This window comes from Natrinema sp. H-ect4 (assembly GCF_041894845.1).
Taxonomy (GTDB): Archaea; Halobacteriota; Halobacteria; order Halobacteriales; family Natrialbaceae; genus Natrinema.
The window spans coordinates 1-18,972 of record NZ_JBHDYC010000020.1 but is presented as its reverse complement, the minus strand read 5'-3'; the positions used below and the strand labels follow the sequence as shown (position 1 = coordinate 18,972).

22 protein-coding genes and 1 pseudogene are annotated in these 18,972 nt (G+C 65.5%); 20 read left to right on the top strand and 3 right to left on the bottom strand.

Annotation, left to right across the window (positions count from 1 at the left end; genetic code table 11):
• Positions 1 to 3 precede the first annotated feature (3 nt).
• Positions 4 to 528, bottom strand: coding sequence for a winged helix-turn-helix domain-containing protein (locus tag ACEWFR_RS20050; protein ID WP_098725942.1), 525 nt, complete (start codon positions 526 to 528; stop codon positions 4 to 6).
• Between the two features lie 317 nt (positions 529 to 845).
• Between ACEWFR_RS20050 and ACEWFR_RS20045 the strand changes: the two genes are divergently transcribed.
• The 14 genes from ACEWFR_RS20045 to ACEWFR_RS19980 all read left to right on the top strand — a co-directional run bounded on the left by ACEWFR_RS20045 (position 846) and on the right by ACEWFR_RS19980 (position 11,542).
• On the top strand, positions 846 to 1,202 hold the full coding sequence (locus ACEWFR_RS20045) for a hypothetical protein (protein WP_374062708.1): 357 nt from the start codon (positions 846 to 848) through the stop codon (positions 1,200 to 1,202).
• Positions 1,203 to 1,499: 297 nt separating this feature from the next.
• Positions 1,500 to 2,111 carry a translation initiation factor IF-2 subunit beta gene (locus tag ACEWFR_RS20040; protein ID WP_180842191.1) on the top strand — a complete coding sequence of 204 codons (612 nt, stop codon included), beginning with the start codon at positions 1,500 to 1,502 and terminating at the stop codon, positions 2,109 to 2,111.
• 191 nt (positions 2,112 to 2,302) lie between these two features.
• Entirely contained in the window at positions 2,303 to 2,944 is a 642-nt protein-coding gene (locus ACEWFR_RS20035) for an HAD family hydrolase (RefSeq protein WP_374062707.1), read from the top strand.
• Positions 2,945 to 2,983: 39 nt separating this feature from the next.
• The gene (gene cbiB / locus ACEWFR_RS20030; RefSeq protein WP_374062706.1) at positions 2,984 to 4,021 is read left to right on the top strand and encodes an adenosylcobinamide-phosphate synthase CbiB; all 1,038 of its coding nucleotides are present in this window, start codon (positions 2,984 to 2,986) and stop codon (positions 4,019 to 4,021) included.
• Entirely contained in the window at positions 4,012 to 4,791 is a 780-nt protein-coding gene (gene cobS / locus ACEWFR_RS20025) for an adenosylcobinamide-GDP ribazoletransferase (protein ID WP_374062705.1), read from the top strand. The genes cbiB and cobS overlap by 10 nt, the downstream gene beginning before the upstream one ends.
• The gene (locus ACEWFR_RS20020; protein WP_374062749.1) at positions 4,791 to 5,378 is read left to right on the top strand and encodes an NTP transferase domain-containing protein; all 588 of its coding nucleotides are present in this window, start codon (positions 4,791 to 4,793) and stop codon (positions 5,376 to 5,378) included. The genes cobS and ACEWFR_RS20020 overlap by 1 nt, the downstream gene beginning before the upstream one ends.
• Before the next feature lie 2 nt (positions 5,379 to 5,380).
• The gene (gene cobT / locus ACEWFR_RS20015; RefSeq protein ID WP_374062704.1) at positions 5,381 to 6,436 is read left to right on the top strand and encodes a nicotinate mononucleotide-dependent phosphoribosyltransferase CobT; all 1,056 of its coding nucleotides are present in this window, start codon (positions 5,381 to 5,383) and stop codon (positions 6,434 to 6,436) included.
• Positions 6,426 to 7,484: a histidinol-phosphate transaminase gene (locus ACEWFR_RS20010; RefSeq protein WP_374062703.1), complete on the top strand. Its 1,059-nt coding sequence runs from the start codon at positions 6,426 to 6,428 to the stop codon at positions 7,482 to 7,484. Before cobT ends, ACEWFR_RS20010 begins: the two co-directional genes overlap by 11 nt.
• On the top strand, positions 7,481 to 8,284 hold the full coding sequence (locus tag ACEWFR_RS20005) for an adenosylcobinamide amidohydrolase (protein WP_374062702.1): 804 nt from the start codon (positions 7,481 to 7,483) through the stop codon (positions 8,282 to 8,284). Before ACEWFR_RS20010 ends, ACEWFR_RS20005 begins: the two co-directional genes overlap by 4 nt.
• Before the next feature lie 356 nt (positions 8,285 to 8,640).
• Positions 8,641 to 9,114: a hypothetical protein gene (locus ACEWFR_RS20000; RefSeq protein WP_374062701.1), complete on the top strand. Its 474-nt coding sequence runs from the start codon at positions 8,641 to 8,643 to the stop codon at positions 9,112 to 9,114.
• Between the two features lie 142 nt (positions 9,115 to 9,256).
• Entirely contained in the window at positions 9,257 to 9,493 is a 237-nt protein-coding gene (locus tag ACEWFR_RS19995; protein ID WP_374062700.1) for a hypothetical protein, read from the top strand.
• Between the two features lie 123 nt (positions 9,494 to 9,616).
• On the top strand, positions 9,617 to 10,360 hold the full coding sequence (locus tag ACEWFR_RS19990) for a fumarylacetoacetate hydrolase family protein (protein ID WP_374062699.1): 744 nt from the start codon (positions 9,617 to 9,619) through the stop codon (positions 10,358 to 10,360).
• Positions 10,361 to 10,602: 242 nt separating this feature from the next.
• Positions 10,603 to 11,115 (top strand): YkgJ family cysteine cluster protein, encoded by a 513-nt coding sequence (locus tag ACEWFR_RS19985; protein WP_374062698.1) that lies wholly within the window; start codon positions 10,603 to 10,605, stop codon positions 11,113 to 11,115.
• A gap of 142 nt (positions 11,116 to 11,257) precedes the next feature.
• A complete protein-coding gene (locus tag ACEWFR_RS19980) occupies positions 11,258 to 11,542 on the top strand; it encodes a translation initiation factor eIF-1A (RefSeq protein ID WP_098725929.1) in 285 nt (94 codons plus the stop codon).
• A gap of 196 nt (positions 11,543 to 11,738) precedes the next feature.
• Here the strand turns inward: ACEWFR_RS19980 and ACEWFR_RS19975 are convergent, their stop codons facing one another.
• Complete coding sequence (locus tag ACEWFR_RS19975) at positions 11,739 to 11,930, bottom strand: hypothetical protein (protein ID WP_098725928.1); 192 nt, start codon at positions 11,928 to 11,930, stop codon at positions 11,739 to 11,741.
• A 147-nt stretch (positions 11,931 to 12,077) separates the two neighbouring features.
• Here ACEWFR_RS19975 and ACEWFR_RS19970 point away from each other — a divergent pair.
• The 5 genes and pseudogenes from ACEWFR_RS19970 (at position 12,078) to ACEWFR_RS19950 (ending at position 16,938) form a co-directional block, all read left to right on the top strand.
• Positions 12,078 to 13,132, top strand: a pseudogene (locus ACEWFR_RS19970) (TSUP family transporter).
• Positions 13,133 to 13,282: 150 nt separating this feature from the next.
• Positions 13,283 to 14,764 (top strand): phytoene desaturase family protein, encoded by a 1,482-nt coding sequence (locus ACEWFR_RS19965; protein ID WP_374062697.1) that lies wholly within the window; start codon positions 13,283 to 13,285, stop codon positions 14,762 to 14,764.
• Positions 14,765 to 14,804: 40 nt separating this feature from the next.
• Complete coding sequence (locus ACEWFR_RS19960; RefSeq protein ID WP_374062696.1) at positions 14,805 to 15,677, top strand: prenyltransferase; 873 nt, start codon at positions 14,805 to 14,807, stop codon at positions 15,675 to 15,677.
• Entirely contained in the window at positions 15,670 to 16,683 is a 1,014-nt protein-coding gene (gene cruF, locus ACEWFR_RS19955; protein WP_374062695.1) for a bisanhydrobacterioruberin hydratase, read from the top strand. The genes ACEWFR_RS19960 and cruF overlap by 8 nt, the downstream gene beginning before the upstream one ends.
• A 93-nt stretch (positions 16,684 to 16,776) precedes the next feature.
• Positions 16,777 to 16,938, top strand: a complete 162-nt coding sequence (locus ACEWFR_RS19950) for a hypothetical protein (RefSeq protein ID WP_176548183.1) — start codon at positions 16,777 to 16,779, stop codon at positions 16,936 to 16,938.
• 273 nt (positions 16,939 to 17,211) lie between these two features.
• On the opposite strand, the gene ACEWFR_RS19945 is transcribed toward ACEWFR_RS19950, so the two are convergent.
• The gene (locus tag ACEWFR_RS19945) at positions 17,212 to 18,162 is read right to left on the bottom strand and encodes a phytoene/squalene synthase family protein (RefSeq protein WP_374062694.1); all 951 of its coding nucleotides are present in this window, start codon (positions 18,160 to 18,162) and stop codon (positions 17,212 to 17,214) included.
• 405 nt (positions 18,163 to 18,567) lie between these two features.
• Here ACEWFR_RS19945 and ACEWFR_RS19940 point away from each other — a divergent pair, with 405 nt between their 5' ends.
• A complete protein-coding gene (locus ACEWFR_RS19940) occupies positions 18,568 to 18,813 on the top strand; it encodes a hypothetical protein (RefSeq protein WP_374062693.1) in 246 nt (81 codons plus the stop codon).
• The last annotated feature ends 159 nt before the right edge of the window (positions 18,814 to 18,972 follow it).

Below are 18,972 nucleotides of genomic sequence, written 5' to 3'. Positions count from 1 at the left end.
CGTTCACGATTCGTCGAGCAGTTCGAAGATCTTCGGATCGGTTCTGAACTTCAACATGTTGTGTGCGACGGAGTTACGAACGTTCAGGACGACGTCGCCGTACTCGCGGTAAAAGTCGTGGATCCATTTCGACTCCGCCTCGCGCGTTCTGAACATCATGATCGTCTTCCACTGATACTCCCCGTTCGAAATGAAGTACATCATGGTGTGTTCGTCATCGATGATGTACTCCATCGCCTCTTTCCAGTTGTCGCTGAATCCCCACGGGAAGAATTTGAACTCGAACAGCGCGAAATTGTAAAACTCCTCGTTCGGGAGGATGGCTTCGTGAAAGATCCGCGACTCCCGCATCTTCCGGATCGTTTCACTCACCGTGACGTTCGAGATATCGATATCGTATTTCTCCTCGAGGAGGTCCGCGAGCTCGCGACTCGTGATCTGCGGGTCGGACGCTAACTCTCGAAGGATCTTAATGTCCCGATCTTTGAAATCCCAGTCGATGTCGTCCGGTTGGGGCTCTCCGGGCATGGTACTGTTTCGTTCATGAAATCATATTTACGTTCCGTGTTCGGACGGTCGTCGTTCGGAAGCGATCGATGCCGTAAAACCGGCGGAATCGTATGTTCTTCTGGAAGAATCACGTGCCACGGCGGGCGTAGCGTTATATCGGGAACTCGTCATATTTATGCGGGGTTGAGAGAACTCCCACATCGACACGGCGACGACCGCACCAACGTGTACTCTTCGGATACAGTGCGATCGAGCCGACACTGTGAGTTGATTCCCCTGACGAACCCGCGAGCGCCGGCCGGCCGCTTTTCCGACGGGTCGCGATACCTCCATCGATGAGCGACGAGAGCCCTAACCGAGACCGCGCGCAGGATCGCGCCGAACAACGCAAATCCGAGCGGGCCGACCACACGGAATCGATCCTCGAGGACGTCGAACGCCATCTCGGTGAGATGGAGTATCCGGTGACCAGCGAGGAGCTCGCCTCGGAGTACGCCGACCAGCCGATCGACATGCCCAACGAGACGGAATCGCTGGGCAGCGTCTTCGACCGGTTGGCCGACGAACAGTACGACTCTCCCGAGGCGGTGCGCGAGGCGGCCTACGGCGAGCTCACCGGCGAGGCCGGGAGCCCCAACGAGGCCAACGCCGAGCGTGATCTCGACGAACTGGACGAGGAGAAACAGGGGTAGCTCAGCGAAAGCGGCGGCAGCACATACTGAGTCAGCGAGGTCCCACTGCATCGATCCCGTCCCACTATAGTAGCCACTGAAACGATTTACATACTGATCGCAACACCATCATGCGATCAGGTGTGCAGTTACTTTCAGTAGTTACTATATTGTAGTCACTGAAACGATTCATACCCCGATCGCAGAGTCGACGTGCGATCGGGTGTGCAATGACTTTCAGTAGTTACGAGATCGCCGAGCCACCGGGCGGATCGTGATAGCAGAACGGATTTACGTTCCCAACACCTGTTCTCGCGTATGGATTACGAAGCGAGTCTCGACCGAGCGATGGAGGACGTCCCCGATATCGGGGGCGACGAAGAGCGGCTACAGATCCCCGATCCGCAGCCCCAGAAGGACGGTGCGTTTACGCGCGTCACGAATCTCGACGAGATCGCCGACGTGCTCTCGCGGGACACGGAGCATCTCCACCGGTTCATCCAGCGGGAACTGGGGACCAGCGGCAAACTCGAGAACGGCCGCGGCCGGTACAACGGCACCTTCTCGCAGACGGACCTCAGCGCAGCGATCGACGCCTACGTCGACGAGTACGTCCTCTGTTCGGAGTGTGGCCTGCCGGACACGCGCCTCGTCCGCGAGGACCGAACGCCGATGTTGCGCTGTGACGCCTGCGGTGCGTTCCGACCGGTCACCAAGCGCTCGACCAGCAGCCAGCAGCAACAACAACAAGACGCCGTCGAGGAGGGGCAGACCTACACGGTCGAAATCACCGGGACGGGCCGCAAGGGCGACGGAGTCGCGGAGAAGGGGAGCTACACGATCTTCGTCCCCGGTGCCGAAGAGGGCGACGTCGTGGAGATCTACATCAAGAACATCTCCGGCAACCTCGCATTCGCCCGACTCGACTGATACGGTCTGCTGTAACGATGTACCGGTGCGACCGCGAGACGGCCTGCGGTCGCACCGGAACTGACTGACAGCAGTCCGTATGAGCCGGATTCGAGTCCACGCTCGTTCGGCTCGAGCGGTCTACTGTGCGACGCGCCGACCCGCACCGTCGGATCGAGGAATTGAAGTCAGCTTGTTCTAGTCACAGTTCTATGGGAGTATCGTTCGACCTTTTCGGGACGCTCGTGACCGCCGACCGGCCAGACGATCCGGCCGCAGCCGTGGCGACCGAACTCGCCAAGCGGGACGTGACGGTACCCGACGACTGGGCCGACGCCTATGCGGAACCACACGTCGATGCGCCAGACGGTGCGGAGGTACCGCTGCCGGCCCACGTCTCCCGCGCGCTCGCGAGTTGCGGCGTCGACTACGAGCACAACGCCGCCCGACGAGCCGTCGTCGCGGCGTTCGATCCGACCGTCGAGACCAAACCGGGAGCGCTCGAGGCGGTCGACGCCGCCCGTGAGCGGGGGCCGGTGGCGATCTGTTCGAACTGCAGCGTCCCGGAGTTGGTCGGTCGGACGCTCGTCAGATCCGACTTCGAGCGCGACGATTTCGACGCGATCGTGACGAGCGTCGGCTGTGGCTGGCGCAAGCCCGCCCCGGAAATCTTCGAACTGACGGCCGACGAACTCGACGTCGCCCCCGCGGATCTGATCCACGTTGGCGACGATCCGGAGGCCGACGGCGGGATCGAGGCCGTCGGCGGAACGGCGCTGGTGCTCGAGGAGCGATCGCTCGCGGACGTGCCGGCGCGACTGGCGACGGTCGCCGAATGCAGCAGTCATGACTGAGCGGTCACATTCCCCTGGCAGCATGGAGGGGACCGCGACGTGCTGACGACGCTTTCGGTCATCGGGCTGGCGTTCAGCCTCGATCTCCTGCTCGGCGAGCCGCCGACCGCCGCCCATCCGGTGGCCTGGTTCGGCCGGCTCGTGGATGCGCTCGACCGGGAGTGGAGCGAGACCGAGCGCGGCCAGCGGTATGCCGGCATCGCGCTCGCCGTCCTCGCTCCCCTCGTCCCCGCCGGTATCGCCGGCGGTATCGTCCTCGCTGCGACGACGTTCCATCCAACGGCCGGCGGGGTCGCCGCCGCGCTCGTCCTCTTCCTGACGACCAGCCTGCGCTCGCTGCTCGAGCTCACCCAGGACGTCGTCGCGGCGACCGAGAGCGACCTCGAGACGGCTCGCGAGCGGGTCAGGGGACTGGTCGGCCGGGACACGTCGACCCTCTCGGCCGGCGAGCTTCGGAGTGCGGCCGTCGAGAGCGCGGCCGAGAACCTCGCGGACGGGCTCGTCGCGACCCTCCTCCCCTTCGCGGTACTCGCGCCGGTGTCGCTCCCGGCCGCCGCGGCGGTCGCCGCGTGGGTCAAGGGCGTCAACACGCTGGATTCGATGCTCGGCTACCCCTCGAAGCCGATCGGCACCGGAAGCGCGCGGCTCGACGACCTCGTCATGTACCTACCCGCCCGCCTCGCGGCCGGCACGATCGGCGTTGCCGCGGCCGACCCACTCGCGCTCGGTCGCGCCCGACAGTGGGCGCGGGTCCCACCGTCGCCGAACTCCGGCTGGCCGATGGCGACGCTGGCCTGCGCACTCTCCGTTCGGCTCGAGAAACCGGGCGTCTACGCTCTCAACCCCGACGCCGACCTCCCGACGCTGGCGGACGGCGAGCGAGCCGTCACCGTCGTCGGCCGGGCGGCCGTCGTCGCCGTTGTCGTCGCGGTCGTGCTCGCGGTGATCGTTTCGGAATTCTCCGGGCTCGAGTCGACTCGCGGGTCGGTCGGCGAACTCATACTCGCGGTGATTGGCGGGCCGGATAGCGACTCGATCCTGCGACGGATCGCGGAGGTGAGCGCGAAATGGCGGTGACCGGCCGCTGGATCGGTGCCGTTCGCGGCGCGCTCGGGTTTCTGACGCGGCTCCCGATCGGCTACCGCGACGGCGACTGGGACGCGTTCCGGGCGACGCCGGCGGCGTTTCCGATCGCCGGTCTCGTGGCGGGTGCGCTGGCGGCGATCCCGCTACTTGCTGCGGGCACACTCGCAGCGCCGACCGTCGCGCTGGGATACCTGCTGTCGGTGTACGCCGTGACGGGGATCCACCATCTCGACGGCATCGCCGATCTGGGCGACGCGCTGGTCGTCCACGGCGACGCGGAGCGACGACGCGAGGTGCTGAAGGACACGACGACAGGCGTCGGCGCGCTACTGGCGGTCGCGATCACCGTCGCCGCGCTGGCGCTCGCTGGGCTCGGACTGGCTGGTCTCTCCATCCGCGCGGCGATCGGCGTCGCGATCGGTGCGGAAGTCGGAACGAAACTCGGGATGGCCGCGATGGCCTGTTTCGGCCGCGCGGCGGCCGACGGGATGGGCAAGCGGTTCACTGACGCGGCCACGCCCGGGTCGTTTCTGCTGCCCGCAGCGGTCGCCCTCGCAGCGGCCACCGGTATCGGGGCCGCTCTGGGCCGGCCGCTCCCCGTCGCGATCGCGCTCACCGGTGCCGTCGCCGGGATCGCGCTCCCCTGGTACTGGGCCGACCGGCACCTCGGGGGAATCAACGGCGATATCTTCGGCGCGGCCAACGAGATCGGTCGCGTCGCGGGCGTCCACCTGGGGGTGATCGCGTGGACGCTGTCGTGATGTGTGGCGGGAAGGGAACCCGCCTCGAGAGTCCCCACGAGAAGCCGTTGCACCCGATCGACGGAACGGCGATGGTCGATCGCGTGCTGGCCGGACTCCGGGAGAGCGAGATCGAGACGATCTACGCCGCCGTCTCGCCGAAGGCACCGGAGACGCGGACTCACCTCGAGGACCGCGACGGTGTCGCGACGATCGAGACGGCCGGCGACGGCTACGTGACTGACCTGATGGCCCTCCTCGAGCGGCCCGAACTCGCGCCGCCGGTTCTGACCGTCGCCGCGGACCTACCGCTGCTCGAGGGGCCGGTCGTCGACCAGGTGCTCGCGGCGCACGGCGACAGCGACGCCTCGCGAACCGTCTGCGTTCCCGCGGCGCTCAAACGGCGCCTCGGGGTCAGTATCGACGCACGACTCGAGCCCGACGACCACCTCGTGCCGACCGGGGTCAACGTCGTCGGCACCATGGACGAATCCACGACTATGACAGACGTACGCTACGATCCACGACTGGCGGTGAACGTGAATCGACTCCAAGACGCCCGCGTCGCGGCCGACCGGTTGCAGCGCCGATCCGCGGAGGGACGCTAACGATGCGGCTCCTTCTCCCTGCCGGGACGACCGAGACGGCCCTGATCGACGGCATTAGCGCCGCCGGGGCCGCCCCGGAGCTGATGGAGCACACGCCCTCGGCGGACGTCGAGATCCTCGAGTACGGGGAACCGGTTATGTCGCCGGTGACGCCCGTAAGTCCGAACGGCTGTCCGACGCCCGCCGCCGTGACCCGGGCGGTTCGGGAAGTGATCGGCTTCGACGTGTCGGTGATCGACGCGGGACTCACGCAGTCGACGGCCGCGCCGACGATCGACCTCGACGTGGGCCCCGGCGACGATATCCGCGAATCGGTGGCCGTGCCGGACGCGAAAGCGACCTTCGATCGCGCGTACGACTACGGCGCGAGCCTGCCGGACGACCGGCTCGTGATCGGCGAGACGGTCCCCGGCGGGACGACAACCGCGCTCGGGGTTCTCACTGCGCTCGGCGAACCCGCCGGCGTCTCCTCCTCGCTGCCCGAGAACCCGATCGAGCGCAAGCGTCGAGTCGTCGACGAGGCACTGGCTGCAAGCGACCTCGAGCCGGGCGACTGCGACGGTGCGCCCCTCGAGGCGATCGAAGCCGTGGGGGATCCCGTCCAACCGACGGTGACCGGGATCGCGGCCGGCGCACTCGAGGCCGGCACCAACGTGACGCTGGCCGGCGGGACCCAGATGATAGCCGTCGCGGCCGTGTTGCGCCACGCCGGGATCGACGCGCCGCTATCGATCGCGACCACTTCCTTCGTGGCCGACGAACAGGGAGACCGACTGACGGACGCCTGCGAGCGCTTCGCCTGCGAGGTGACCGTCACCGATCCCGGCTTCGACGAGCGCGATCACGTTGCGATGACGCGCTACTGTGCCGGCGAGGCCAAGGAAGGCGTCGCGATGGGCGGCGCGCTCTCGCTCGTCCCCGAGGCCCGGATGGGGGAGGTGAGAGACCGTCTCGAGGCGGTCTGTGCTCGGCTGGGGATCGAGAACGACGGCGGTGAATCGGGTGCCGAAAACGACGAAGGCAGTGACGGAGCCAAAGAGGGTGCCCGTGGACCCTGATTCGATCCGAACCGGGGAGCGGGTCCCTCACGGCGGCGAATCCGACCGCGACCTGCTGGATTTCTCGGCCAACACGAACCCGCATACTCCCGACGGCGTCGCGGACGTATACGCTGGCGCGCTCGAGGAGTCCCGTCGCTATCCGGACGACGACTATCCGGAGTTCCGGGCCGCCGCGGCGGCGTTCATCGGCTGCGATCCGGACCGAGTGATCCCCACACCGGGCGGACTCGCCGCGATCCGGCTGGCGATGGAAGCCACGCTCGAACCGGGCGACGAGGCGCTAGTTCCCTATCCGAGCTTCGGCGAGTACGCCCGCGAAGTCGAGTTACAGGGAGCGACACCGCGGTTCGTTCGCTACGATGAGCTGTGCGAGATCGGGCCGACCGTACTCGAGGCGTCTGCGCTCGCGGTGATCTGTACCCCGAACAATCCCACTGGGGATGCAATCGATTCGGCCGCGCTCGAGGCGTTCGCGGCCCGCTGTGCGGATACCGGCACAACCTTGCTCGTCGACGAGGCGTTCCTCGGCTTCACCGACCGGCGGTCGGCGGCCGAACTCGAGCGGGAGAACATCATTGTCGCCCGCTCGCTCACCAAACTGTTCGGCCTGCCGGGGCTGCGCGCCGGTTTCGCCGTCGCGAGCGGCGAGCAGCGGGACGCGCTCGCGACCGCCCGTCGAACGTGGTCGCTCGGGACGCCGGCCGCTCGAGTCGGTGCGCACTGCCTGCGGCGGGACGAGTTCGTTCGCGACACGCGCGAACGCGTTGCCGGCGAGCGCGAACGGATGCGCGAGGCGCTCGAGCAACGGTTCGAGGTCCATGAATCGGTTGCTCCATACCTCCTCTGTGACGTGGGGGATCGGGACGTATCGACCGTGATCGACGACGCGCGAGCGGCCGGCGTGACGATCCGCGACGCGACGACCTTCCGCGCGCTCGACTCCCACGTCCGGGTCGCGGTCAAAGACCGCGCGGCGAACGACCGACTGCTGGCGGCGCTCGGCGTTCGCGATTACGAAGACGACGACCGCGAAACCGATCGATGACTGCAACGGACACGGACTACGACGCGATCCGACGAGACGGCGTCCTTCGGGTCGGTAGACCAGAGACCGAGTGGCTCTCGACCGGCTGGAACGGGGGCCGCTGTACGGCGGACTGTGCGTACAACATCTCCGTCCCCGAAGGCTGGGAGCGAACCGATCTCGGGACGTACGTCGACGAGCGCCTCGAGCGTGCGGGATTCGAACCGACCGCCGCAGACGCGGCCGGACCGGCCCTGCTGACCGGCGTCGACATCGCGGACGCTCGCGGCGCTCGCCGAGGTCCGGTGACGGCCTACGCGACCGCCGGAATATCGAATCCGGCCGCGCTGCCGATGGAGCCCGATCCCGCCGACGCGAACGATCTCGACGGGCCGGCGACGGACGAATCGGCGCTCGAGCAGGGACGAGGAACCGTCAACGTCATCGTCGGGACGACGCGAGCCCTCGCGCCGGGTGCGCTGGCGAATCTGATCGCGGTCGCCGCGGAAGCGAAGGCCGCGACGCTGCTCGCCGAAACCGGCTTTCCGGGCACGACGACGGACGCGGTCATCGTCGGCCACGATCCGTCGGGATCGCCGGCGGCGTTTTCGGGCAGCGGCACCGAGGTCGGCGCGGCCACGCGTGCGTGCGTTCGAGACGCGATTCGGGCGTCGCTGCGCGTTCACTACACGGACAGCGATGTCTCTCTCCCGGAATCGGTCGCGAACGCGGCGTACGGCGTTTCGACGGACGATCGCGCCGAGGTCTTTCGACCGGGACTCGAGCCGGTAACCGACGACGATCGCGTTTCGACGGAGTGACTCGAGGCTCGGACCGCCTCACTCGACGGCTTCTATCGAACGGGTTCTACAGGTTACCACGGCTGCTCGAGATCCAGTGATCCACGTATCACTCCGATCCAACCTATCGACAGGCGGTGGCGCGCGCTGTCGACCGGCCGAACGAGAGTGAGGACGGTCGAGGACATTGCGCGAGGGATGAGTGAGCGCCGCGAGGCGCGAATGAATCGGTTGGGGAGGGCGTGGCGATTCCCTGTTGCCACGATAGCAGGACGCCTCGTCTCCGACAATCACATCAATAACCCACCGTTCCGTTCACGGACGTCACACCGTTCGAATCCCGGCAGTTAACCGGCCGCGCGTGCAATCCGCTGTCAATGGTGGAGGACGACGATCCGTCAGTCGAAGACGACGACCCGTCGGCGATCCGATCGATCGCGGTCTCGCCGAACGACGCCGTCGACGCCTACGCCTACAGCCGGGAGAATCCGGGCGAGGCCGTCCTTCGCGTAACGCCGCCGTTTCACGGCCGAATGCGGGCCCGAATCCACGTCTACCGCGTCGACGATACCGAACTGACCGGCGCAGTTCATCTCTCGCCCGCCGAGATCATCGAAGACGATATCCTCGCCGAGTATCCCGACCTCGAGTCGACACGCGCGAACGCGGACGCTGACGCGGACGACGACCCGGACGAGGTCACTGATTCGGAGGAGACCGACCGGCTCCGCGAGCGCCACGCCGAGGCCGTCGCGGCGTGGCAGGAGCGAGCGCGTGAGGCGATCGTCGAGACGGTCACGCTCGAGACCGGCGACTGCTCACACCGCGTCGAACTCAAGACGCTCGGATAGCGAGCGCTCGACCGGCAGGTCAGCAGTGACTGCTGCTGTGACCCCCATCATAGTCCCGTTTCACCGACCGGGACTCCGTCCCGTACTTTCACTTTCACTCCGGACGGATCGGTTTGACGTACTATCACTCCAACTGAAACGTATGTCACTGATCATTGAAGGAGCCGACGAACGGATCGATTCCGACGAGGGGAGCGACCGACGCGACCGACGCTCGACCGTCGACCACACGAACCGAGCGACGCAACAGCACCAACGGATCGACGTCACCGACCTGCACGCCGCGGGGATCGACGAGTACGTCCGCACGAACGTCGAAACCGACGACGTCTCGCTCGAGCACCGTGGGAGCCGAACGTACCTGCGACTCGAGGAGTGAGCGACTGGCGCTCGAGATGCTACCGACGGCCGACGGTCAGTGCCGACCTCGAGCGATCCGGCTGACTCGGCCCTGTCAGGTCGAACCGGTAGCACTAATCTCTCTGGCCCGAGAGCGCCGGGCATGAAATACGCGCGGATCGCAACCGACGACGGACCGGTTGCCGGACGATACGAGGACGGCGTCGTTCACACCGACGACGGCGTCTACGAGGTCGACACGGAAGCGGCCTTCCTGCCGCCTTGTGAACCCTCGGCACTGTACTGCGTCGGCCGGAACTACGCGGCGACCCTCGATCAGATGGCGTACGAGCGGCCCGACGAACCCACCTTCTTCATCAAGCCGCCCGCGTCGCTCGTCGGCCACGAGGATCCGATACCCTATCCCGGTTTCAGCGACGAAGTGACCTATGCCGGCGAGCTTGCGGCCGTCATCGACGACCCCTGTCGGAACCTCTCGGAAGACGAGGTCCCCGAGGTCGTCCGCGGCTACACGATTCTGAACGATATGGACGCGCTCGACCAGGAGAACCTACCGGCCCGGAAAGCGTTCGACGCCTCCGGTCCGCTCGGTCCGTGGATCGAAACCGCCGTCGACCCGACAGACATCGACATGCACACCGACGTGGCCGGCGAGCGTCGACAGGAAGCCAACACGGAACGGATGCTGTTCGATCCGTACGAGATTATTGCCTTCCTCTCGCGGCGGTTCACCCTCCGTCCCGGTGACGTAATTTCGTTCGGCAGCCCCGCGAATCCTGGCCTTGTCGAACCCGGCGATACCGTCGAGATCACCTACGACGGCGTCGGCACGCTGCGAAACACGGTCGTCGACTCGAGCGAGCGGGAAATGCTGCCGCTCGAGTAGGTGACGCTTCGCGCGTCGAACCGAATGTGGACCTGCGACGACACCCCGATCGAACAGCTATAGTAGCCACTGCAAGTCATTGCACGCCTGATCGACCGACAGCTGTCCGATCAGTGTGTGAATCGTTTCAGTGGTTACTATATCGAGTGTGACGCTCAGCGTCGTCGCGGTGAATTCCGGTTCTCACTCCCAGAAGGCGATCGGTAGAAAGGCACTTCACGGCGACCGCCCACCACCGACACGTGAGCGCTGACGCTACGCGACGCGTCGAGGTGTATCCCGACCGCGAGGTCGTCGTCGAGTTCGACCCCACCCTTACGTTCGAGTGCGTCGACGACTGCACGTGGTGTTGCCACCACGGCGTGCTCCTCTACGATCGGGACCTCCTCGAGCTGGCCCAGCGGGCGAACCTCGCCGAGACCACGACGGAGTTTCGCGGCGAGAAGTTCGTCACGCGCGAGGCGAAAGACCGCGACGACCACGTCGCCGAGGACGGCCACGCCTGCGCCTTTTTGCGGGAGGACGGCCTCTGCTCGCTACACCTCGAGGAAGACTGGAAACCCACTCGGTGTTCGGTCTTCCCGCTGGGCGTCTGGCTCGAGGATGGCGACCTCCACGTCGATATCCGGGATTCGGCCCACGAACACTGCGAGGGGTTGAACGTCAGCGACCGGAGTGTTATCGACAACCTCGAGGCCTTCTTACCGGAAGTGCTGTGGGACCTCGAGAATCCGGATTCGGACCGCGAACTCTAGCCGGAGCGCAGACCGGGACCGCTCGAGCGGGTGAATTCGCCCATTCTTCTGGCACGAGTACGAACATATTGCCATCTATTCACGCGACATTCGCTACCACGCCTCTCCAAGTATTTAAAAGTCTGCCGCACGTAATCAGACTGTGTCAGAAGACTCCGGGCGACGGAACCTCCGTATGCCCAACAGCGATGAAGTATTCGCCGTCGTAACCGAACACCTCGGTGGCAATCACGTTCGCCTCCGCTGTGAGGACGGCGAAGAGCGTCTCGGCCGCATTCCCGGGCGCATGAAATACCGTACCTGGATCGAGCCAGACGACATCGTCGTCGCCGAGCCATGGGACTGGCAAGACGAGAAGGCCACGATCGAGTGGCGCTACACTGGTCAGGACGCAGATCAACTGCGTCGCGAAGGCCACATCGATTGAACCCCGGTATCGGTTCCGCTTTCAACTAGATTTCTCCGCACCGACAGTTCGTCCGTAGCGGTTGCACTCTCGTACCGAGAACCTCGGAGGCGTGAGACGCCGATCCTGACAGTATTCACTCCCGCCCGCGTCAGCGCTGTCCTGTCGCCGGAAACGTGACGCTATCGGGCTGACCGGAACGCTCTGTGAGCGATCGCTACTCTCGACGGTCGGTCCGCGCGTCGACGCGCATCTCGACGTAGCGATCCGGCCAACTCTGGCAGTGTATCCGGAGTGACTCGAGTGCAGTCGCGACGAGTTTCTCCGTCGGGGTGGGGTCGGTCGCGTCGCCGCTGTCCTCTCCCGCGGACTGCACACCCGGTTCGTGGGGCCCCTCTGAAAAACCCATTATGTTATCACATACCATGGGGTGCGTGATAAATATTGAGGACGTTTCGACCAGTCGGACGACAGGCGAGGATCACTCTCAGTCACCGCCATTGTGCGCCTCACCCACACGAACGGTTCACAGGGTGGCGATAGACGGAATACTCTTATTCTTCACTTCCAAACGCAGCGCTCACGGTTCAGTGACATCGTCTTCATCGCACCACTGCCGTTCGTCCTCGGGGTGTACTTCTTCGCACCAACGTCCGGTAGTGGCGGGACTGGCTACTGGCTGGAGTACTGGTGCTCTGTATCCCGTTCGTCATCGGTGCGACCATCGTCAACACCGTCGGGATCAGTGGCTCCGCACTGTTCGTCCCCTTCCTCATCTTCGTCTTCCCGCTGTTCGCGTACCCCCTCGAGCCCGAGACGCTGGTGAAAATCGGGCTGCTCAGCGAGTCGTTCGGACTCTCGAGTTCGTCGCTCGCGTTCATCCAGCACGGGTTAGTCGACCGACGGCTGGCGCTCAGCCTCGTTCTCGGGGGAATTCCGTTCGTCGTCACCGGCGCGCTCCTCTCGTTCGTGATTCCGGAGCCCCTGTTCCACGCATTGCTCGCGCTTGCGCTCCTCGCGGCGGCGTATCTGCTGTTCAAAACAGACCTCAGCCACGGGGAGTCGGACGCGTCGGAGGATTCGACGATGGCGGCGGACGGCGGCATGCCAAACGACGCGGCCAAACCCGGCGTCGCCGGCGTCCGGACCGCCGAGAACGGTACCGTAACCCGCGCCGACCGCGACGGAAACGGCTACGAGTACTCGCGGAGTGGCTACCTCGAGCGATTCGCCAACTACAGCGTCGGCGGCATCTTCCAGGGACTCGCGGGCTTTGGTATCGGCGAACTGGGAATTATCTCGATGCTCCGGACGAACGTCCCCGTTCGAATCGCCATCGGTACGAACCACATCGTCGTCGCCTCGACGGCCATCCTCGCCTCCGTCGTCCACGTCTTCGGCGGCGGGCTGGTCCCCGGCGGCCACACGATGAACCTGGCGTCGACGCCGTGGAACATGGTCATCTGGACCTGTCCGGCCACCGCGACCGGCGGCCAAATCGCCCCCTACGTTTCAGCCGCGCTGGATACGGGGACGATCAAGAAGGGTGTCGGCGCTCTGTTCGCGATTATCGCCACGGCACTGTTCCTGATGGCGTTCGGCGGCTTCTAGGGCCGCTCGAGTCGCAATTCGGTCAGCCGACAGTCTATGAGACGGCGACGTGTTTTCACCGTAACCCGGAGTTTCGCCTCGAGCGAACGTCCCGATTCCCTACATAGGTATGATATACGTTTAACATCGGCCCCATACTCACGTCCGGATATGGAATCGCTGGCCGGTGAGTCGGTCGTCGTGATCGGGGGCGGCATCGGTGGGCTCTCGACGGCCTGTTACCTCGCCGACGCGGGTGCCGACGTGCGCGTCATCGAGAAGAACGAACAGCTCGGCGGCCGCGCGAGCCGACTCGAGAAAGATGGCTTCCGATTCGATATGGGGCCCTCGTGGTATCTGATGCCGGATGTCTTCGAGCGTTTTTTCGCCGAGTTCGGCCGGACGCCCAGCGACTATTACGAACTCTCGCATCTCGACCCACATTACCGAATCTTCTTCAAGGATGGCGATCGGGTGGACGTCACGCCGGACCTCGAGCGAACGAAGGCCGTCTTCGAGGAGTACGAGGCGGGCGCGGGCGAGACCCTAGAGCGCTACCTCGAGAAGTCCAAAGAGAACTACGAGGTGGGGATGGAACACTTCGTCTACGAGGACCGCGAGCGACTACGGGACTACATCGATCCCGACGTGGCTCGGCAGGCCCGCGGCCTCTCGCTTTTGGGGTCGATGCAGGGCCACGTCGAGGACTACTTCGATCATCCGAAGCTTCAGCAGATCATGCAGTACACGCTGGTGTTTCTGGGCGGTTCGCCGACCAACACGCCCGCGCTGTACAACCTGATGAGCCACGTCGATTTTAACCTCGGCGTCTGGTACCCCGATGGCGGGATCGGCGCGGTCATCGACGGCGTCGCGGAACTGGGAGCCGAACTCGGCGTCGAGTACGATACCGACCGCCCCGCCACGGAGATCAAGGGCCGCACGGGCGGGTTCGAGGTCGAAACCAAAGCGGGACCGGTACAGGCGGATCTGGTCGTGAGCAACGCCGACTACGCCCACACCGAACAGGAGTTGCTCACACCCGAGCGCCGCGGCTACGACGCAGAGTACTGGGACGAACGGACGTACGCCCCGTCCGCGTTCTTGCTCTATCTCGGCGTCGAGGGCGACGTCGACGAACTCGCCCATCACACGCTCGTGCTGCCGACCGATTGGGAGGACCACTTCGATCAGATCTTCGAGGATCCGCAGTGGCCCGACGACCCCGCCTACTATTGCTGCGTTCCATCGGAGACCGACGACGACGTCGCGCCCGAGGGCCACAGCGCCCTGTTCGTCCTCGTCCCGATCGCGCCCGGCCTCGAGGACACGCCCGGAATCCGCGACCGGTATCGCGACGTGATCCTCGCCGACATCGCTTCGAACACGGGAACCGACCTGCGCGACCGGATCGTCCTCGAGGAACGGTTCGCGATCGACGACTTCGCGAGCCGGTACAACAGCTACGAGGGGACGGCGCTGGGACTGGCCCACACGCTCCGCCAGACCTCCCTCTTTCGGCCGCCACACCGCTCCAAGGAGGTCGACGGCCTCTACTTCGTGGGCGGCGACACCACGCCCGGAATCGGCGTGCCGATGTGTCTTATCAGCGGCGAACTGACCGCCGAGAAAGTGCTCGAGGATCACGGATGACGGAGTCGACCGACCGCGACAACCCCTCGAGACGCCACCGATGAGTCCGGAACCGACGGCCGCGGACGAGCGGAACGCGAGCGACCGGCTGTCGTACCTGCTGACGCTCTCGCGGCCGCGGTTCTGGCTGTATCTGGCGGGCCCGGTGCTCGTGGGGATAGCCTACGCCGCGGACGATGTCGGCGAACTGTTTGCGCCCGCGGCGATCGTGCTGTTCGCCTACTTCCTCCTGCCAGCGAACGTCTTCCTCTACGGGATCAACGACGTCTATGACCGGGAGATCGACGCGGCCAACCCGAAAAAGGAGGACCGAGAGGCACGCTATCGGGGACAGGGATACGTTCCCCTCGCCGTCGGGCTCTGTGCGGCCCTTCCCGTGCTGTTCGTACCGCTGGTCGGGACGGCCGCGCTGCCGTGGCTGATCGCCTTTCTCGTTCTCGGCGCGGCCTACAGCGCCCCGCCAGTCAGGCTGAAGACGACCCCGCCGCTCGATTCGGTTTCGAACGGGCTCTACGTCACACCGGGGGCCGCCGCCTACGCCGCCGTCGCCGGCGCGCAACCGCCCCTTCTCGCGATCGCCGGCGGCTGGCTGTGGGCGATGGGGATGCACACGTTCTCGGCGATCCCCGACATCGAGCCTGACCGCGAGACGGGGATCCGAACGACCGCGACGGTGCTCGGCGAGCGTCGCACCTACGCGTACTGCGGCGCGTGCTGGGTTGCGAGCGCGGCCGCCTTCGGCGCGCTCGACGTGCGGCTGGGCGCGCTCATGCTCGTCTATCCCGCGCTCGTCGTCGCGATCGCGACCGCGAGCGTCGCCGTCGAACGCGCCTACTGGTGGTTCCCGGCGATCAACACCGTCGTCGGCGCGCTCCTGACGATGGGCGGCCTTTGGAGGCTGCTGTATGGGTAGCGAGGACCCGAACCGCTCGCCGTCGAACTCACACGCGAGTTCGGGACCGGAACGGAGTTCGGGCCCGGAGACGAATGCCGATCCGGACTCGAGGCCGCGTTCTCCAGACGACGCCGATCCCGACTCGAGGCCGCGTTCCACCGACAGTGCCGGCACCGACGGGATGACGCGAGCGTCCGTCCAGCGACGGCTCGAGGACCTCATCCGCGAGAATCGGTTCACCATCGCGGTCGTCTTCCCGGCCGTCGGCGCGGTGACCCTCGTCGCGAGCGCCGAGGGGCTCCTCCCGCCGCTCCTGTCCTACAACCCCTTCCTGATCCTGTTCGGAACGCTCGTCATGCGCTCGCCGCTGGTCGTGACCCTGCTCCCCGAAATCGACCGCCGGGCGCTTGCCCTCCTCGGCGTCCTGACGGCGTACACGTACGCGATCGAAATCGTCGGTGTACGGACGGGCTGGCCCTACGGGACCTTCGAGTACGGGATTCGGCTCGGGCCGATGGTGGGCGGCGAGGTGCCACTCGCGCTGCCGCTGTTTTTCGTCCCGCTCGTGCTGAACGCGTTCTTGCTCGCGATACTGGCGCTCGGCGAGCGCGCCGTTCGAGTCGTCCCGCGCGTTCTCGCGGCGATCGCTGCGGTCCTCGCCATCGATCTGGTGCTCGATCCCGCGGCCGTCGCCATCGGGTTCTGGACGTACGTCCCGCCGGGGGACTACTACGGCGTTCCGGCCTCGAACTACCGCGGCTGGCTCCTCTCGGGGGCCGTCGCCGTCGTCCTCGTCGATCTCGCGTTCGATCGCACGGCCGTGCTCGAGCGCGTCCGTGCCTGCGAATTCGCGCTGGACGATCTGGTGAGTTTCCTCGTGCTATGGGGAACGATCAACGCGCTCTACGGCCAGTGGTTGCCCGTCGGCGTCGCCGGCCTGTTCTGTCTCGTGCTCCTCCGGACCGATCGCTACGACCTGGAGACGGTTCGAGCGGCGCTCCCGGGGGTTCGAGACCGACGGTAGTGCCGTGCATCGATCGCGAGCGGTGAGCGGACCGATACCGACGGCGGGAAATTCCGGCCGGTACCTTTTGCGCTCGGGAGGAGTACCACTAGCATGGCGACGAAGGAGCCGGTCGAATGTCCGGTCTGTCGCGAACCGCCCGACGCGAGCCAACAGCTCGAGGACCACCTCTTCACGGAACACTCGAAACGAAAGCTAGCGAAGTTCATCGTGGCCGAAACGGCCGTGCTGGCAAACGGCGACGCGGCCGAGTAGCGCCGCGGTCGTCTCGCGAGTCGAACGCGGCCCTCGCGAGCGAAACGGGTGCCGAGTGCGATCGTGGTCGTTCGGGCTGTGCGTCGGCCCGCGTCGATGGCTGGCGAGCACCGGTCGGCGGCCGAACGCGAACGAAGGACATCCGGTACCCGAACCGAGCGCCCCCATATCGGGGCGGTTCGAAATATAGTAGTCACTGAAACGATTTACACGCTGATCGCATCGCGATCATGCGATCAGGTGGACAGTGACGTTCAGTGACTACTATAGCACTCAGCGCATCGGGACGGTATCCCCGTGTTCGGAGCCGCGGTGGTCCGGTTCGCCCGACGGCACCGCCGACACGCGCTGGAACACCGCCTCAGGATCGCGGTTCCAGTGCCAGTGCCACCGCGTCTTCGCGAGACACCACAGCTTTCGAGTCGTGGACAGCGATGGCTCCTGCGAGAGCACGTCGTATCCCTGGGCTCGGATGACGGCGTGGTGTTCCGCGTAGAGAACCGCCGCCAGCAACACCGGAAGCTGACAGTCCTCTGGGAGATATCGAATGCCGGCGACGCCCTCGCGGTAAAGCTCCTCCGTCCGCTGGAGTTCGGCGGCCATCGCCGCCGCGAACGAGTCGGAGAACTCGAGGTGCTCGATCTGGGCGGCGTCGACGCCGTGTTCCCGGAGCGTCTCCTGTGGAACGTAGATCCGATCCCGTTCGAGGACGTCCTCGCGGACGTCGCGCAGAAAGTTCGTCAACTGAAAGGCTTCGCCGAGTTTGATCGCGTGGGGGAGCGCGACCGCTTCGTCCTCGGACTCCATGATCGCGGTCATCATCACGCCGACCGCCGCGGCCGAGCCCCGCATGTAGGACTCGAGGTCGTCGTAGGTCTCGTAGCGCTCCGTCTCGATGTCGGTCGCCATCGCGTCGACAAACGCGTCGATCTCATCGTCGGCGATGCCGTACTCCGCTCGGAGTTCCTGGAAGGCCTCGAGCACGGGATCGTCGGGCTCTCGCTCGCCGAGGGCCTGTGCACGAAGTTCCTCGAGCCGAGCGCGCTGCGTTTCCGGCGGGACCCCGTCGGCGTCGTCGACGACTTCGTCGGCGATCCGGAAGAACGCGTAGAGGACGTGCGTAGCGTGTCGAACCCGCTTGGGGAGGAACCGCGTCGCGAGATAGAACGTCTTCCCGGTTCGTTTCTGTATCGCCTTGCCTGCATCGATATGTTCCTGTTTCATTCTTTGACTCGTTGATCCCACCAGATGCGATCGGATGTTGATCTTACAACAGTTGCATATAAAGTAGCACACCCTCACTATGCTTACCGACCGCTGATCGCGGGCCGGCCGGATAGTTGATACTTCGGTGAGTTCGTACCCGGAGAGCATCGCGTCACGATTCAGCCGGAGTTGTAACCGAACTGGTCCGCGGACCGGGCCGTGAACCAGCGGTTCGGAACGTTCCAACCGCCGACGCGAGGTGAACCGGCTATCGGTGACGGATGGTCGTCCGCCCAATACTATAACTCACTAAACATGTTTGATAACGTTTTTGTAGTCGTTCGTGGACGGCTTCCACGGAGATCGGGCGCGCTGGGATACAGATCCCTCAAACGACGAACAGAGCGCTGGAAACGAGCGAGCATGTTGGCAACGACGGTCGCTCGAGTACGGGCGCTCGGAGACGGTGGCCGAACTGACGAGGCGATCTCCGATTCGATCCACGCGAACGGACGGGTCGGTCCGACGACGGACGCCGTCGTCCGCCCGGCCCACCCCAGTAGCGCCGTCCACGCTCACCCCTGTCATTCGCGGTCGTCTGCGCAGCCGGCCGTCTGCCGACGGTCGGTCGGGCGACCCGTTGGTACCGACGACGGAGTCGCTACGTGAAGCGACAGCAGTGAAATATTTCCGCCTCCAGCGGTTGCTCCCCGCCGAACGATCGGTGTAGTCGACATCGGTCTCACTCGACGGGCGTGCAATCGACGCGGATTCCGTTTCAGCGCGTTCGACAGTCACTGTTGACTGAACAAACATCTATGGGTGCAA

Coding starts and splice junctions, on each gene's coding strand:
- cruF (WP_374062695.1), top strand. CDS start 15,670: ATGGGTAGCGAGGACCCGAACCGCTCGCCGTCGAACTCACACGCGAGT.
- ACEWFR_RS20005 (WP_374062702.1), top strand. CDS start 7,481: ATGACTGCAACGGACACGGACTACGACGCGATCCGACGAGACGGCGTC.
- ACEWFR_RS20040 (WP_180842191.1), top strand. CDS start 1,500: ATGGATTACGAAGCGAGTCTCGACCGAGCGATGGAGGACGTCCCCGAT.
- cobS (WP_374062705.1), top strand. CDS start 4,012: ATGGCGGTGACCGGCCGCTGGATCGGTGCCGTTCGCGGCGCGCTCGGG.
- cobT (WP_374062704.1), top strand. CDS start 5,381: ATGCGGCTCCTTCTCCCTGCCGGGACGACCGAGACGGCCCTGATCGAC.
- ACEWFR_RS19945 (WP_374062694.1), bottom strand. CDS start 18,162: ATGAAACAGGAACATATCGATGCAGGCAAGGCGATACAGAAACGAACC.
- ACEWFR_RS20050 (WP_098725942.1), bottom strand. CDS start 528: ATGCCCGGAGAGCCCCAACCGGACGACATCGACTGGGATTTCAAAGAT.
- ACEWFR_RS19995 (WP_374062700.1), top strand. CDS start 9,257: ATGTCACTGATCATTGAAGGAGCCGACGAACGGATCGATTCCGACGAG.
- ACEWFR_RS19950 (WP_176548183.1), top strand. CDS start 16,777: ATGGCGACGAAGGAGCCGGTCGAATGTCCGGTCTGTCGCGAACCGCCC.
- ACEWFR_RS19960 (WP_374062696.1), top strand. CDS start 14,805: ATGAGTCCGGAACCGACGGCCGCGGACGAGCGGAACGCGAGCGACCGG.
- ACEWFR_RS19990 (WP_374062699.1), top strand. CDS start 9,617: ATGAAATACGCGCGGATCGCAACCGACGACGGACCGGTTGCCGGACGA.
- ACEWFR_RS19940 (WP_374062693.1), top strand. CDS start 18,568: ATGTTGGCAACGACGGTCGCTCGAGTACGGGCGCTCGGAGACGGTGGC.
- ACEWFR_RS20000 (WP_374062701.1), top strand. CDS start 8,641: ATGGTGGAGGACGACGATCCGTCAGTCGAAGACGACGACCCGTCGGCG.
- ACEWFR_RS19975 (WP_098725928.1), bottom strand. CDS start 11,930: ATGGGTTTTTCAGAGGGGCCCCACGAACCGGGTGTGCAGTCCGCGGGA.
- ACEWFR_RS20045 (WP_374062708.1), top strand. CDS start 846: ATGAGCGACGAGAGCCCTAACCGAGACCGCGCGCAGGATCGCGCCGAA.
- ACEWFR_RS20035 (WP_374062707.1), top strand. CDS start 2,303: ATGGGAGTATCGTTCGACCTTTTCGGGACGCTCGTGACCGCCGACCGG.
- ACEWFR_RS19965 (WP_374062697.1), top strand. CDS start 13,283: ATGGAATCGCTGGCCGGTGAGTCGGTCGTCGTGATCGGGGGCGGCATC.
- ACEWFR_RS20020 (WP_374062749.1), top strand. CDS start 4,791: ATGTGTGGCGGGAAGGGAACCCGCCTCGAGAGTCCCCACGAGAAGCCG.